Origin of the sequence: Micromonospora sp. WMMD735, assembly GCF_049178995.1 — a bacterium.
In the GTDB taxonomy this organism is placed as follows: domain Bacteria; phylum Actinomycetota; class Actinomycetes; order Mycobacteriales; family Micromonosporaceae; genus Micromonospora; species Micromonospora wenchangensis.
This window is the reverse complement of sequence record NZ_JBMHMJ010000002.1, coordinates 6325622-6339102: the sequence shown is the minus strand read 5'-3', so window position 1 is coordinate 6339102 and position 13481 is coordinate 6325622. Positions and strand designations below refer to the sequence as shown.

Here is a 13481-nt window from a genome sequence, read left to right as displayed (position 1 = left end):
GCCACTACTCTGCGCGCATGGCCCGATACAAGTACACGCCGGAGATGCTCGCCCAGGCGGCAGCGGAGTCCCGCAGCATCGCCGACGTCCTGCGCATTCTCGGGGTCCGGTTCAGCGGTGGTTCACACGCGCACATCAGTCGTCAGCTCAAGCGGTTGGGCATCGAAACGTCACACTTCACCCGCCGGCCGGGCGGGGGCGGCAGACCGTCCGGGCGGCGCATCCCGTCGGTCCAGGTTCTGCGTCCGCTGCCGGCGGGTTCCCGACGGGTGCCGGGAGCCCGCCTGAAGGCCGCGCTGCGTGACATCGGCGTCCCCGACGGGTGCGAGGGGTGCGGCACCGGCCCGTTCTGGCAGGGGCGACCGCTGACCCTGCACGTCGACCACCTCAGCGGCGACTTCCTCGACAACCGGCCGCCGAACCTGCGGCTGCTCTGCCCGAACTGCCACAGCCAGACCCCGACCTACGCCGGCCGTCACCGGTCCGGTGTCGGGGCCCGCCCGTCCGGCGCGGTGCCCGGCGTCGCCGTCCCGCCGCCGGCCGCGTCCCGTCCGCCGACCCCGGCACCTGTCGACGCGGAGCGGGTCGCGGAGGTGATCCGAGAGGTCGAGGCGGGTGCCATCGGGCCGGGCGAGGCGGCCCGGCGGATCGGCTGCCACCGCAACCACGTCGCCCGGCTCCGCCGACGGCTCGCCACCACCGGCACCGCAGCCGTCCCGCCCCGACCGCGCAGCGGCTCACCGCACCAGGAAACCGTCCTCCGGTGCGCACTGGACCGTCCCGATCTGGGGCCACGGAAACTCGCCGCGTTCATCCGCGAGGCGACCGGCGACGCCTGCGTCGTCAGTCACGGGACGGTATCGAACATCCTGCGTCGGGCCGGGCTCTCCACCGTGTCCGCGCGACGCTCTAAACTCTGACGCGAGCGGGAGTGGCGGAATGGCAGACGCGGTAGGTTTAGGTCCTATTGTCCGAAAGGACGTGGGGGTTCAAGTCCCCCCTCCCGCACCACACGGCCCTGTAGGGAGGGTCACGATCGCGGGCGCACGCGGCGTCGGCGCAGCAGGATCGGCAGGGTGAGCCTGCGTTTCGTCCTCGACCCCGACCTCACCCCCGCACTGCGCGAGCAGATCGTCGACCTCTGGGTCGAGGTCACCAACGCCGGTGGCGCGGTCGGCTTCGTCGCCCCGGTCAGCACCGCCGACGTACGTCCCGTCGCCGAGGCGACCTTCGCCGCCGTCACCGACGGTCCGGACCGGATGCTGGTCGGCTACGAGGCTGACCGACCGGTCGCGGTGCTGTTCCTCACCGACAACCGGTTCGCGTTGAAGGCGCACTGGGGCATCCTCAAGCGGGTGATGGTGCACCCGGCCACCCAGGGGCGCGGCCACGGGCAGGCCCTGATGCGGGAGGCCGCCCGGCGCGCGCCCGAGTTGGGTTGGCGGGCGCTGCACGTGACGGTGCGCGGTGGGCTGGGCCTGGAGAGGTTCTACGACCGGCTCGGTTACCGCGAGGTGGGCCGGCTGCCGGGCGCGCTGCGGGTGGCAGCCGACGACGACCGCGACGAGATCCTCATGTGGCGGGCCCTCGACACCCCGGACTGACCAACCGACGGACCGCGCTCGACCGACACCCGGTCGACCCTGCGGCGTCCGGCCGGTCATCGCACCCGCCGAGCCGACGGTCAGGCGGCACCTGCGGCGGACCCTCCCGCGCGGGCCGGGTCGAGGCAGGCAGCGCCTGTGGAAGACCGGTGAGGTCAGCCCCGCGAGGTGCAGTCGACCGGCCGGCCGGCGCCCGGCTCCGCCTTCGACGCGGCGAGCGCGGGTGGGTCGCTGACCTGCGGTGCACCGGGCGAACTGGCGGAGGTGACCGCCGACGGGCTGGCGGCGGCCCGGCTCGGGCTGGCGCTGGCGCTGGGACTCGGGGAGGACGGCCGGCTGGTCGGGTTCTTCCGAACGGCGGGGGCGCTGCCGCCGTACATCTTCACGGTGCTGCGCTGGACCCGGCCGGGGGTCATGGTGATACCGCTGGCGGTGACGCGGTGGCCGTACACGTCGGTGACCCGGACGGCGTACGGGCCGGGACCGGCTCCGGAGTCGATCTGCCAGTAGTTGTAGTCCTGCCGGGCGGCGGTACGCCAGGCGCCTGCGCCCTGCCGTACCTCGACGGCGCGCAGCGGGTTGCCGTGCCCGGCGACCAGGACGGCGAACCAGTACTGCGACGCGCCCTCCTTGATCCGGAAGGTGAGTGGGCCGGACAGTGGCGGGTCGACCGCCGCACGGTACCTGACGTCGACGATGCCCTGCACGGGGTCGGCGATCCGGGCGAACGCCTCGCGGGAGAGGTCGACGTGCCCGGGGGCGCACTCCGGGCACTGGTCCATGATCAGGACCCGGACGGTGCCCCGGGGGCCGGTGACGTCGAGGTGGCCGCCGCAGGCCGCACCGGCGCTGTACTCGGTGGGGCCGAGCGCCACGTACATCCGGTCGGCCGGGGCGGACGAGTAGGAGCAGTTCCCGCCGGCCCCCTTGGAGTCGTAGAAGGTGGCTTTTCCCTTGTGGACCGTACTCCCGGTGGGTGGGGCCGCCAGCGGCAGCCGCCCGGCGGCGACCGGCCCGGCACCGGCCAGCCCGGCCGGCGGGGCGGCGCAGGCGGGGGCGGCTCCGGAGCGCAGCGCGAGGCTCAGCCCGAGCACGGTGGCGAGCGCGGCGACGCCACCGGCGGCCAGCCAGCGGCGACGTCCGCCACCCCGGGCGCGGCGACGCCCCGGCCCGGGACGCCCGGCGGGGGCGCGGCCGTCCGGCCCGTGGTCGGGTTCCTGGGACAGGCTGCCGTCGGTCACGCCGACCGATGCTGCCGCAGTGGACGACCCGGGGACAAGCGGGCTAAGCGAAAGCTAAGCCGGTCAGCCGATCCGGTCGCGGTGGAGCCCCGACGCGATCACGGTGAGCGACCGTAGTGGCTCGGCGATCTCCGGCCGGGTGCGCAGCAGGTCCTCCAGCCGGACCCGCCAGCGGCCGGCTTCGACGGCGGCGGCCTCGGGCGTCGTGCGGGCCCAGGGGCGCAGCCGCCGTCGGGTGTCCTGGAGGTACCGCTCGTGCTCGGGGCCGAGCAGCGCGCCGACTTCGGTGCACAGCCAGTCGAAGAGTCGGTCGTCGGGGACGGCCGAGACGATCAGGCGGGCCATGTCCCAGGCCACGCGGGGGTGGTGGATAACCTGCATGCCGGCTCCTCCGTCGAGGGTGGTGGTTCGGCAATCATCGATCCGCGACGGGCCCGCAGGCAACACCCGGCCGGCGGAGTACGGCTCGACCGGCCGGCGCCGCTGTCGTGGCGGGTTCCGGCCGGGACCGGGTCACCACCGGTCGGGCCTCACCAGGCGACGCCGATGCCGTCGCCGGGGTACCAGTGGTCGAGCGGGGTTTCCCGGTAGGCGAGGAACCGCCGACCGGTGCGTTCGGCGTGTTCGGCGAGCACCCCGGTGGTGGTGACGTTGTCGGTCAGCAGGATCGCGCCGGGGGCCAGCTTCGGCTCGACGGCGTCGAACTCGCGGCGTTCGTGGTCGTGGCTGTGGTCGCTGTCGTGCAGGAACAGGTCGACCGGCCGGTCCAGCGCGGCGATCGCCGCCACCGAGTCGCCGACCACCAGGTCGGTCACGTCGGCCCAGGGCGCGCTGCGAGCCAGGTAGCCGGCCTCGGGGTTGACGTCCAGCGAGGTGAGTCGGCCGGGATGCCCCTCGGCGGCGTTGCGCAGCAGGGCGGCGGCGAGGACGCAGCTACCCAGCCCCTTGTCGGTGCCGGTTTCGACGACGTGGGCGGGTCGGGTGGCCCGGACGATCGCGTACCAGCCGACCCGGCGCGCGTAGCGGACCCGGCGGTCGGCCAGGCCGCGTCGGGCGGACCGGGCGGTGGCCTGTTCGATGTGCAGGCGCAGCGCCGCGTCGCCGGTGATCTCGGCGAGGTGACCCCGGACCCGGGCCACCGGGACGTCGCAGACCACGCTGACGAACCAGGTGAGGTGTTCCCGGCTGAGCCGGGTCAGTTCGTAGGTGTAGTTGTGGTGTTCCCGGGAGGTGGCCAGCCACCGGGCCGAGGTGCGCAGCACCTTCGCGTCGTACCGGGCGACCCGGGCGAGCCGCCCGGGGAAGGCGGCCACCGGTGCCAGCGGGGTGCGGGCGATGGCCCGGCGCAGTCTCGTCGCGTCCACTGCGCGGTTCTACCAGCCGCAGGTGACGGGCGGCTGAACGTCCAGCGTACGGCGGCTTTTCGGGTCCCGGGCCGTCGGGCGAACGCGGGCTGCCGTACTGGGTGACGGCTCAGTAACATGCGGCCGTGCCAGCAAGTGAGAAGGTCTCGGAATCCGCTCCGACCCCGTCCGTCGACACCTCGGGGCCGGCACCGAGGCGTCGGCGGGGCTGGCGGATCGCGCTGATCGCGCTGCTGGCGCTGGCCCTGCTGGGAGCGGGTGGCGTCGGCGCGGGCGCGCTCTATCTGCGCTCGGTCGACAAGGACGTCGAGCGGGTGGACGCCTTCACCGGCGTGCCGCCGCAGGACCGGCCGCCGGTGGTGGCCCGGGACGCCATGAACATCATGATCCTGGGCAGCGACTCGCGGGACCCGGAGCGGACCGAGGGGTCCCGCACCGACACCATCATCCTGGCCCACCTGCCGAAGGACCGGAAGAGCGCCCAGCTCGTCTCGATCCCCCGGGACACCTGGGTCCGTGTACCCCGGTCGGCGGACGGCCGGCACGGCGGCCGGACCGCGAAGATCAACGCGGCGTACGCCTGGGGTGGGATTCCGCTGATGGTGCAGACCGTCGAGCAGTTCACCCGGGTCCACGTCGACCACGTGGCGGTGGTCGACTTCGCCGGTTTCCAGGAGATCATCGACGCCCTGGGCGGGGTGGACATCACCGTCGACCACCGGTTCACCTCGATCCACCCGCCGCTGCGCACCTTCCCCGCCGGCCGGCAGACGATGGACGGCGCGACGGCGCTCGACTACTCCCGCCAGCGCAAGCAGTTCCCGGACGGCGACTTCGCCCGGATCCGGCACCAGCAGCAGGTGATCCGGGCGATCCTCGACAAGGCCGCCACCGGTGGCATCCTCACCAGCCCGGGGAAGCTCAACGACTTCGTCCGGGCCGCCTCGTCGTCGGTCTCCGTCGACCGGGAGATGTCGCTGCTGGATCTGGCGACCGAGCTGCGCGGCCTGCGCGGCGGCAACCTCACCTTCGTCACCAGCCCGTCGCGGGGCACCGGCCGGGTCGGCACCGAGAGCGTGGTCTTCGCCGACGAGCGGAAATCCGAGGCGTTCTACGACGCGGTCCGCCGGGACGCCACCGCCGAGATCGTCCGCGCCGCCCGCTGAGCCCGGCGTCGTCGCCGGGCGGGAAGCCGTGCTTGCCCCCGGACGGGGAGGCCGTGCTTGCCTCTGAAATTTTTCATGCATAGAGTCGCGGCATGAATGAAGGAGCCGTCGCCGCGCCGCCGGACCGGCTACTCGACCTGTTCCACGGGGTCCGGCTCACCCCCACCCAGCGGCGCATCGCACACTGCCTGGTGCAGCACGCCGCCACCGTGGCCTACCTGTCGGCGGCCGAGGTGGCGGAGCTGGCCGGGGTCAGCCAGCCGTCGGTGACCCGGTTCGCCGTGGCGCTCGGTCACGACGGCTACCCGGCGCTGCGCCGCCGGCTGCGCGAGCTGACCACCGGCCCCGACGGCCGCGCCGACGACGGCAACGAACTGCAACTCGCGGTACGCGCCGAGATGGCGAACCTGGACCGGCTGGCCGGCGAACTGGCCGACCGCGACCGGATCGCCACCGCCGGCCGGCTGCTCGCGGCGAGCCGTCCGCTGCCGGTGCTCGGGCTACGGGCCGCCGCGCCGCTGGCCGCCTACTTCGCCTACTTCGCCGCCAAGGTGCTGCCCGACGTCCGGGTCCTCGACGACGGCGGCAGCCTGCTCACCGACCGGCTCGAACAGGCCGCCTCGGCCGGGGCGGACGCGCTGCTCGCCTTCGTGCTGCCCCGCTACCCCCGGGAGACCCTCGACGCGCTGCGCGCGGCCCGCGACGCCGGCCTCACCGTCGTCGCGATCACCGACTCCCCCGTCAGCCCCGCCACCGAGTACGCCGAACTGGTGCTCCCCGCCGCCGTCGGCACCGACCTCGTCTTCGACCTGCACACCGCCCCGATGACCCTGGCCATGGTGGTGCTCCAGGCGATCTGTGACGCCGCCCCGATCCAGACCCAGCGCCGCCTGGAGGCGTTCGAGTCGTCCGCCGCCCGTCGTCAGTTGTTCCTCGGCTGAGAGGAGTACGCCATGCACCAGCCCGTCCGTGCCGCCCGTGGCACCACCCGTACCGCGCAGGGGTGGCCGCAGGAGGCCGCCCTGCGGATGCTGATGAACAACCTCGACCCGGAGGTGGCCGAACGCCCCGACGACCTGGTGGTCTACGGCGGCACCGGGAAGGCGGCCCGGGACTGGCCGTCGTACCACGCGTTGGTGCGCACCCTCACCGGGCTGCGCGACGACGAGACGATGCTGGTGCAGTCGGGCCGACCGGTCGGGGTCATGCGAACCCACGAGTGGGCCCCCCGGGTGCTGCTGGCCAACTCCAACCTGGTCGGCGACTGGGCCACCTGGCCCGAGTTCCGTCGCCTGGAATCCCTCGGCCTGACCATGTACGGGCAGATGACCGCCGGCTCGTGGATCTACATCGGCACCCAGGGCATCCTGCAGGGCACCTACGAGACGTTCGCCGCCGTCGCCGCGAAGTGCTTCGGCGGCAGCCTCGCCGGGACGCTGACCCTCACCGCCGGCTGCGGCGGGATGGGCGGGGCGCAGCCCCTCGCGGTCACCATGAACGACGGCGTCTGCCTGATCGTGGACGTCGACCGGACCCGGCTCGACCGGCGGGTGCACGACCGCTACCTCGACGAGGTCGCCGACTCGCTCGACGACGCCGTCGCCCGGGTGCTGGCGGCGAAGCGGGACCGGCGGGCGCTGAGCGTCGGCGTGGTCGGCAACGCCGCCACCGTCTTCCCCGAGTTGAGACGCCGTGGCGTCGCCGTCGACGTGGTCACCGACCAGACCAGCGCGCACGACCCGCTGTCGTACCTGCCGGAGGGGGTGGAGCTGGCCGACGCCCGGGACTACGCGGCGGCCAAGCCGGCCGAGTTCACCGACCGGGCGCGGGCGTCGATGGCGAAGCACGTCGAGGCGATGGTCGGCTTCCTCGACGCCGGCGCGGAGGTGTTCGACTACGGCAACTCGATCCGGGGCGAGGCGCAGCTCGGCGGGTACGCGCGGGCGTTCGACTTCCCCGGTTTCGTGCCGGCGTACATCAGGCCGCTGTTCTGCGAGGGCAAGGGGCCGTTCCGCTGGGCGGCGCTCTCCGGCGACCCGGCCGACATCGCCGCCACCGACCGGGCCATCCTCGACCTGTTCCCCGAGAACGAGTCGCTGGCCCGGTGGATGCGGCTGGCCGGCGAACGGGTCGCCTTCCAGGGGCTGCCGGCCCGGATCTGCTGGCTGGGCTACGGCGAGCGGGACGTCGCCGGGGTGCGGTTCAACGACATGGTCGCCGCCGGTGAGCTGTCCGCGCCGGTCGTGATCGGCCGGGACCACCTGGACTGCGGCAGCGTCGCAAGCCCCTACCGGGAAACCGAGGCGATGGCCGACGGCTCCGACGCGATCGCCGACTGGCCGCTGCTCAACGCGCTGGTCAACACGGCGAGCGGGGCGTCCTGGGTGTCGATCCACCACGGCGGTGGGGTGGGCATCGGCCGGTCGCTGCACGCCGGTCAGGTCTGCGTGGCCGACGGCACCGCGCTGGCCGGGCAGAAGATCGAACGGGTGCTCACCAACGATCCGGCGATGGGTGTCATCCGGCACGTCGACGCCGGCTACGACACCGCCCGCGACGTCGCCGAGCGCACCGACGTCCGCATCCCCATGGCGGAGGGGACCGCGTGAGTGCGAGGAGCGCAGCGGAGCACCACGGTCACGAACAACGGGGGCACGCCGTGACCGGGCGGTTCCGGGAGTCGTGGGACGGGATCGCGCCGATCGGCCGGGACGCCGGCAGTGGCGGCTATCTGCGGTACGCGCTGACCGCGCCGGAGCTGCGGTTGCGGGAGTGGTTCCGGACGCAGGCCGACCTGCGGGGCATGCCGGTCAGCGAGGACGGCAACGGCAACCTGTTCGCCTGGTGGGGTGACCCGGACGCGGGCGGACCGTCCACCGGCGGGCCGGCCACCGCAGGGCCGAACACCGACGCCCAGACCACCGGCGATCGGGCCGGCACCGGGGCGGTGCTGACCGGCAGCCACTTCGACTCGGTGCCGCACGGCGGGGCGTACGACGGGCCGCTCGGCATCGTCAGCGCGTTCCTCGCGGTGGACGAACTGCGGGCCGCGGGCGTCACCCCGGTCCGGCCGGTGGTGGTGGCCGCGTTCGTCGAGGAGGAGGGGGCCCGGTTCGGCGTACCGTGCCTGGGGTCGAGGCTGCTCACCGGCGAGATCGACGCCGACCGCGCGGCCGGGCTGCGCGACGCGGCCGGGGTGAGCTTCGCCGAGGCGCTGGGCCACCGGCCGGCGGGGGCCGACCCGGCGCTGCTCGGCCGGTTCGCCGCGTTCGTGGAGCTGCACGTCGAGCAGGGACGGGCGCTGGTCGACGCCGACGCGCCGGTCGCGGTGGGCAGCGCCATCTGGCCGCACGGGCGGTGGCGCTTCGAGCTGCGCGGCGAGGGCAACCACGCCGGTACGACCCGGATGGCCGACCGCCGCGACCCGATGCTCACCTTCGCGTTCACCGTGCTCGCCGCGAACAAGGAGGCCCGGCTGCGCGACGCGCACGCCACCGTCGGCCGGGTGGCGGTGGAACCCAACGCCACGAACGCGGTCCCGTCGCGGGTGACCGGCTGGCTGGACGCCCGCGCCGCCGCGCCGGAGACCCTGGACGGCCTGGTCGAGGCGGTCCGGGCCAAGGCCGCCGAGCGGGCCCGCCGCGACGGCACCGAGCTGACCGTGACCCGGGAGTCGGCCACCCCGCTGGTCACCTTCGACGGCGGGCTGGCCGACCGGCTGGCGGGGCTGCTGGCCGCGCCGGTGCTGCCCACCGGGGCCGGTCACGACGCCGGGGTGCTCGCCGCGCACCTGCCCACCGCGATGCTGTTCGTGCGCAACCCGACCGGGGTGTCGCACTCCCCCGCCGAGTCGGCCACCGACGCCGACTGTGCGGCCGGGGTGGTCGCGCTGGCCCGGGTGCTGGAGGAGCTGGCATGCCACTGACCCGTTGGCTGGCCGAGCAGGCGTGGCTGCCCGACCACGCCGCGCCGACGCCGGACGTGTTGATCGAGGCCGAGGACGGCCGGTTCACCGCCGTCACCCCGCTGGCCTCCGGCGACGCGCCGCACACCGGGGTGGAGGTGCTCGCCGAGGCGGTACGGCTACCCGGCCTCACCCTGCCCGGCCTGGCCAACGCCCACTCGCACGCCTTCCACCGGGCGCTGCGCGGGCGTACCCACGGCGGGCGGGGTGACTTCTGGAGCTGGCGGGAGGAGATGTACGACGTCGCCGGCCGGCTCGACCCCGACGCGTACCTGGCACTGGCCCGCGCCGCGTACGCGGAGATGGCGCTGGCCGGGGTGACCTGCGTGGGCGAGTTCCACTACCTGCACCACGGCCCCGACGGCCGACCGTACGACGACCCGAACGCGATGGGCGCGGCGCTGGTCGAGGCGGCGGCGCAGGCCGGCATCCGGATCACCCTGCTGGACGCCTGCTACCTGACCGCCTCGGTGGCCGGGGAGCCGTTGGCCGGGGTGCAGCGGCGCTTCGGCGACGGGGACGCGCGCCGCTGGGCGGACCGGGTCGACGGCTTCCACCCGGCCGGGCCGCACGCGCTGCGCGGGGCGGCGATCCACTCGGTACGCGCGGTGCCGGCGGAACAGCTCGCCACCGTCGCCGGCTGGGCCTACCGGCAGGGTGCCCCGCTGCACGTGCACCTGTCGGAGCAGCCGGCCGAGAACGACGCCTGCCGGGCGGTGCACGGGCGTACCCCGACCGGGCTGCTCGCCGAACGCGGCGTGCTCGGCCCGGACGTCACCGCCGTGCACGCCACCCACCCGACCAGCGCCGACCTGGCCCTGCTGGCCGAGCACCGGACCGGGGTGTGCCTGTGCCCCACCACCGAACGGGACCTGGCCGACGGGATCGGGCCGGCCCGGCTGATGGCCGACGCCGGCATCCCGCTGAGCCTGGGCAGCGACAGTCACGCCGTGGTCGACCTGTTCGAGGAGGCCCGCGCGGTGGAGCTGGACGAGCGGCTGCGCACCCGGCGGCGCGGGCACTTCACCGCCGCCGCGCTGCGCGACGCGGCCACCGTCACCGGGCACGCCGCGCTGGGCTGGGCCGACGCCGGCCGGATCGCCGTCGGGGAACGGGCCGACCTGGTGACCGTACGGCTGGACAGCCCACGTACCGCCGGCGTGCCGCCGGTGGGGGTGTTCTTCGCGGCCACCGCCGCCGACGTCGACCAGGTGGTGGTCGACGGGCGGCAGGTGGTACGCGACGGCCGGCACCTGACCGTGGACGTGCCGGCGGAGCTGCGCGCGGCGGTCGCGGCGGTGACCGGTGGCTAGCCGCACCGGACCGGCGGTCGGGACGCGGCGGTCGACGGCGGGCGGTGCGTCGTGAGCAGTCTGCTGGTCGACGGCATCGGCGAGCTGGTCACCAACGTGCCGACCCCCGGCGGCGGGCCGCTGGGTCTGCGGCGCGACGTCGCCCTGCTGGTGGAGGCGGGCCGGGTCGTCTGGATCGGGCCGGCCCGCTACGCCCCGGCCGCCGACCGGCGGATCGACGCCGGGGGCGGTGCGGTGCTGCCCGGGTTCGTGGACAGCCACGCGCACCTGGTGTTCGCCGGGGACCGGGCGGCCGAGTTCGCGGCCCGGATGGCAGGTGAGCCGTACACCGGGGGTGGCATCCGGACCACGGTCGGCGCGACCCGCGCGGCCTCCGACGACGACCTGCGGGACACCGTGCGCCGGCTGCGCGACGAGGCGATGCGGCAGGGCACCACCACCATGGAGATCAAGAGCGGGTACGGCCTGACCGTCGCCGACGAGGCCCGCTCGCTGCGGATCGCCGCCGAGGTGACCGCCGAGACCACCTTCCTCGGCGCGCACGTCGTCCCCGCCGAGTACGCGGGCCGGCCCGACGACTACGTGGGGCTGGTCTGCGGACCGATGCTCACCGCCGCCACGCCGTACGCCCGCTGGGTGGACGTGTTCTGCGAGCGGGGCGCGTTCGACGCCGACCACGCGCGGGCGATCCTCACCGTCGGGCAGGCCGCCGGTCTGGGGTTGCGGTTGCACGCCAACCAGCTCGGCCCGGGGCCGGGGGTGCGGCTGGGGGTGGAGCTGGGCGCGGCCAGCGTCGACCACTGCACCCACCTGTCCGACGCCGACGTCGACGCGCTGGCCGGTTCGGCCACCACCGACGATCCGACCGTGGCGACCCTGCTACCGGGGGCGGAGTTCTCCACCCGGTCGCCGTATCCGGACGCCCGGCGGCTGCTCGACGCGGGGGTGACCGTGGCGCTGGCCACGGACTGCAACCCCGGGTCGTCGTACACCTCGTCGATGCCGTTCTGCGTCGCGCTGGCCGTCCGCGAGATGCGGATGACCCCGGCGGAGGCGGTGTGGGCCGCGACGGCGGGCGGCGCGCGGGCGCTGCGCCGCACCGACGTCGGGGTGCTGCGCCCCGGGGCGCGGGCCGACCTGATGATCCTCGACGCCCCGTCCCACCTGCACCTGGCCTACCGGCCGGGTGTTCCCCTGATCCGCCAGGTTCTGCACAACGGAGTGCCGCAATGTCGACTGTGACCGTCCAGCCCACCGGAATCACCCCCGCCGACGTGCTCGCCGTGGCGCGCGGCGACGCCCGGGTCGTCCTCGCCCCGGCCGCCGTCGACGCGATGGCCGCCAGCCGCCGCATCGTGGACGGCATCGAGGCCGCCGGACGCCCGGTGTACGGCGTCTCCACCGGCTTCGGGGCGCTGGCGAACACGTTCGTCGCCCCGCAGCGGCGGGCCGAGTTGCAGCACGCGCTGATCCGCTCGCACGCCGCCGGGATCGGCGCGCCGATGCCCCGCGAGGTGGTCCGGGCGATGATGCTGCTGCGGGTCCGTTCGCTGGCGCTGGGCCGCTCCGGGGTACGGCCGCTGGTCGCCCAGGCGCTCGTCGACCTGCTCAACGCCGACGTCACCCCGTGGGTGCCGGAGCACGGGTCGCTCGGCGCATCCGGTGACCTGGCCCCGCTGGCGCACTGCGCGCTGGTGCTGCTGGGCGAGGGGTGGGTGCTCGGCCCGGCCGGCGAACGGGTCGACGCCGCCGAGGCGCTGCGGGCGGCCGGGTTGACTCCGATCGCGTTGGCCGCCAAGGAGGGGCTGGCGCTGATCAACGGCACCGACGGCATGCTCGGCATGCTGCTGCTGGCCGTCGCGGACGCCCGGCACCTGTTCGCCATGGCCGACGTGACCGCCGCGCTGGCCATCGAGGCGATGCTCGGCTCGGAACGGCCGTTCCTGCCGGAGCTGCACGCCATCCGGCCGCACCCGGGGCAGGCCGCGTCGGCGGCGAACATCCACCGGCTGCTGCAGGACTCCCGGGTGATGGACTCGCACCGCGACGACCTGGCGCACGCCGTGCAGGACGCGTACTCGATGCGGTGCGCGCCGCAGGTGGCCGGGGCGGCCCGGGACACCCTCGACTTCGTCGCGACGGTGGCCGACCGGGAGCTGGTCTCGGTGGTGGACAACCCGGTGGTGCTGCCGGACGGCCGGGTCGAGTCGACGGGCAACTTCCACGGCGCTCCGCTCGGCTTCGCCGCCGACTACCTGGCGATCGCCGCCGCCGAGGTGGGGGCGATCGCCGAACGGCGGGTGGACCGGCTGCTCGACGTGACCCGCAACCGGGAGCTGCCGGCGTTCCTGTCCCCGGACGCCGGGGTGAACTCCGGGCTGATGATCGCCCAGTACACGGCCGCCGGGATCGTCGCGGAGAACCGTCGGCTGGCCGCGCCCGCCTCGGTCGACTCGCTGCCCACCAGCGGCATGCAGGAGGACCACGTCTCGATGGGCTGGGCGGGGGCCAAGAAGCTGCGCACCGTGCTGGACAACCTGACCAGCCTGCTCGCCGTGGAGCTGCTGGCAGCCGTCCGGGGGCTGCAACTGCGCGCGCCGCTGGAGCCGTCACCGGCCGGCCGGGCCGCGCTGGAGGCCCTCGGCCCGGCGGCCGGCGCGCCCGGCCCGGACGTCTTCCTCGCCCCGGTGCTGGCGGCGGCCCGGTCGGTGCTCGCCGGACCGGACCTGCGGGCCGCCATCGAACGCCAGGTCGGCCCGCTGCGCTGACCGCCGGGACAGGTGGCGGCGTTCCGCATCGTCGGGCCGCAGCGCCCGCGGGCAGTCCACA

The 13481-nt window shown here is 74.9% G+C and carries 12 protein-coding genes and 1 tRNA gene; 10 read left to right on the top strand and 3 right to left on the bottom strand.

What is annotated here, in order from left to right; translation table 11 throughout:
* Positions 1 to 17 precede the first annotated feature (17 nt).
* From ACN268_RS27765 to ACN268_RS27755, 3 genes are all read left to right on the top strand, one after another.
* Complete coding sequence (locus ACN268_RS27765) at positions 18 to 920, top strand: hypothetical protein (RefSeq protein ID WP_421485911.1); 903 nt, start codon at positions 18 to 20, stop codon at positions 918 to 920.
* A 5-nt stretch (positions 921 to 925) separates the two neighbouring features.
* A tRNA-Leu gene (locus ACN268_RS27760) sits at positions 926 to 1011 on the top strand.
* A 65-nt stretch (positions 1012 to 1076) separates the two neighbouring features.
* Positions 1077 to 1604 (top strand): GNAT family N-acetyltransferase, encoded by a 528-nt coding sequence (locus tag ACN268_RS27755; protein WP_421485909.1) that lies wholly within the window; start codon positions 1077 to 1079, stop codon positions 1602 to 1604.
* A gap of 155 nt (positions 1605 to 1759) precedes the next feature.
* Here the strand turns inward: ACN268_RS27755 and ACN268_RS27750 are convergent, their stop codons facing one another.
* The 3 genes from ACN268_RS27750 to ACN268_RS27740 form a co-directional block, all read right to left on the bottom strand.
* Entirely contained in the window at positions 1760 to 2845 is a 1086-nt protein-coding gene (locus ACN268_RS27750) for an expansin EXLX1 family cellulose-binding protein (protein ID WP_421485907.1), read from the bottom strand.
* Between the two features lie 63 nt (positions 2846 to 2908).
* Entirely contained in the window at positions 2909 to 3226 is a 318-nt protein-coding gene (locus ACN268_RS27745) for a hypothetical protein (protein ID WP_421485905.1), read from the bottom strand.
* A gap of 149 nt (positions 3227 to 3375) precedes the next feature.
* Positions 3376 to 4209, bottom strand: coding sequence for an O-methyltransferase (locus ACN268_RS27740; RefSeq protein WP_421485904.1), 834 nt, complete (start codon positions 4207 to 4209; stop codon positions 3376 to 3378).
* 221 nt (positions 4210 to 4430) lie between these two features.
* On the opposite strand from ACN268_RS27740, the gene ACN268_RS27735 reads away from it, so the two are divergent.
* The 7 genes from ACN268_RS27735 (at position 4431) to hutH (ending at position 13420) form a co-directional block, all read left to right on the top strand.
* Positions 4431 to 5375: an LCP family protein gene (locus ACN268_RS27735; protein WP_421487012.1), complete on the top strand. Its 945-nt coding sequence runs from the start codon at positions 4431 to 4433 to the stop codon at positions 5373 to 5375.
* A gap of 92 nt (positions 5376 to 5467) precedes the next feature.
* On the top strand, positions 5468 to 6316 hold the full coding sequence (locus tag ACN268_RS27730) for a MurR/RpiR family transcriptional regulator (protein WP_421485903.1): 849 nt from the start codon (positions 5468 to 5470) through the stop codon (positions 6314 to 6316).
* 12 nt (positions 6317 to 6328) lie between these two features.
* On the top strand, positions 6329 to 7984 hold the full coding sequence (gene hutU, locus ACN268_RS27725; RefSeq protein ID WP_421485902.1) for a urocanate hydratase: 1656 nt from the start codon (positions 6329 to 6331) through the stop codon (positions 7982 to 7984).
* A 50-nt stretch (positions 7985 to 8034) separates the two neighbouring features.
* Positions 8035 to 9300: an allantoate amidohydrolase gene (locus ACN268_RS27720; RefSeq protein WP_421487011.1), complete on the top strand. Its 1266-nt coding sequence runs from the start codon at positions 8035 to 8037 to the stop codon at positions 9298 to 9300.
* On the top strand, positions 9297 to 10652 hold the full coding sequence (locus ACN268_RS27715; protein WP_421487010.1) for a formimidoylglutamate deiminase: 1356 nt from the start codon (positions 9297 to 9299) through the stop codon (positions 10650 to 10652). The genes ACN268_RS27720 and ACN268_RS27715 overlap by 4 nt, the downstream gene beginning before the upstream one ends.
* 51 nt (positions 10653 to 10703) lie before the next feature.
* Positions 10704 to 11894, top strand: coding sequence for an imidazolonepropionase (gene hutI, locus ACN268_RS27710; protein ID WP_421485900.1), 1191 nt, complete (start codon positions 10704 to 10706; stop codon positions 11892 to 11894).
* Positions 11882 to 13420, top strand: a complete 1539-nt coding sequence (gene hutH / locus ACN268_RS27705) for a histidine ammonia-lyase (protein ID WP_421485898.1) — start codon at positions 11882 to 11884, stop codon at positions 13418 to 13420. Before hutI ends, hutH begins: the two co-directional genes overlap by 13 nt.
* Positions 13421 to 13481 lie beyond the last annotated feature (61 nt).

Excerpts from the sequence above, each read along its gene's own strand:
- ACN268_RS27745 (WP_421485905.1), bottom strand. The coding sequence starts at position 3,226 with ATGCAGGTTATCCACCACCCCCGCGTGGCCTGGGACATGGCCCGCCTG.
- hutH (WP_421485898.1), top strand. The coding sequence starts at position 11,882 with ATGTCGACTGTGACCGTCCAGCCCACCGGAATCACCCCCGCCGACGTG.
- ACN268_RS27765 (WP_421485911.1), top strand. The coding sequence starts at position 18 with ATGGCCCGATACAAGTACACGCCGGAGATGCTCGCCCAGGCGGCAGCG.
- ACN268_RS27730 (WP_421485903.1), top strand. The coding sequence starts at position 5,468 with ATGAATGAAGGAGCCGTCGCCGCGCCGCCGGACCGGCTACTCGACCTG.
- hutU (WP_421485902.1), top strand. The coding sequence starts at position 6,329 with ATGCACCAGCCCGTCCGTGCCGCCCGTGGCACCACCCGTACCGCGCAG.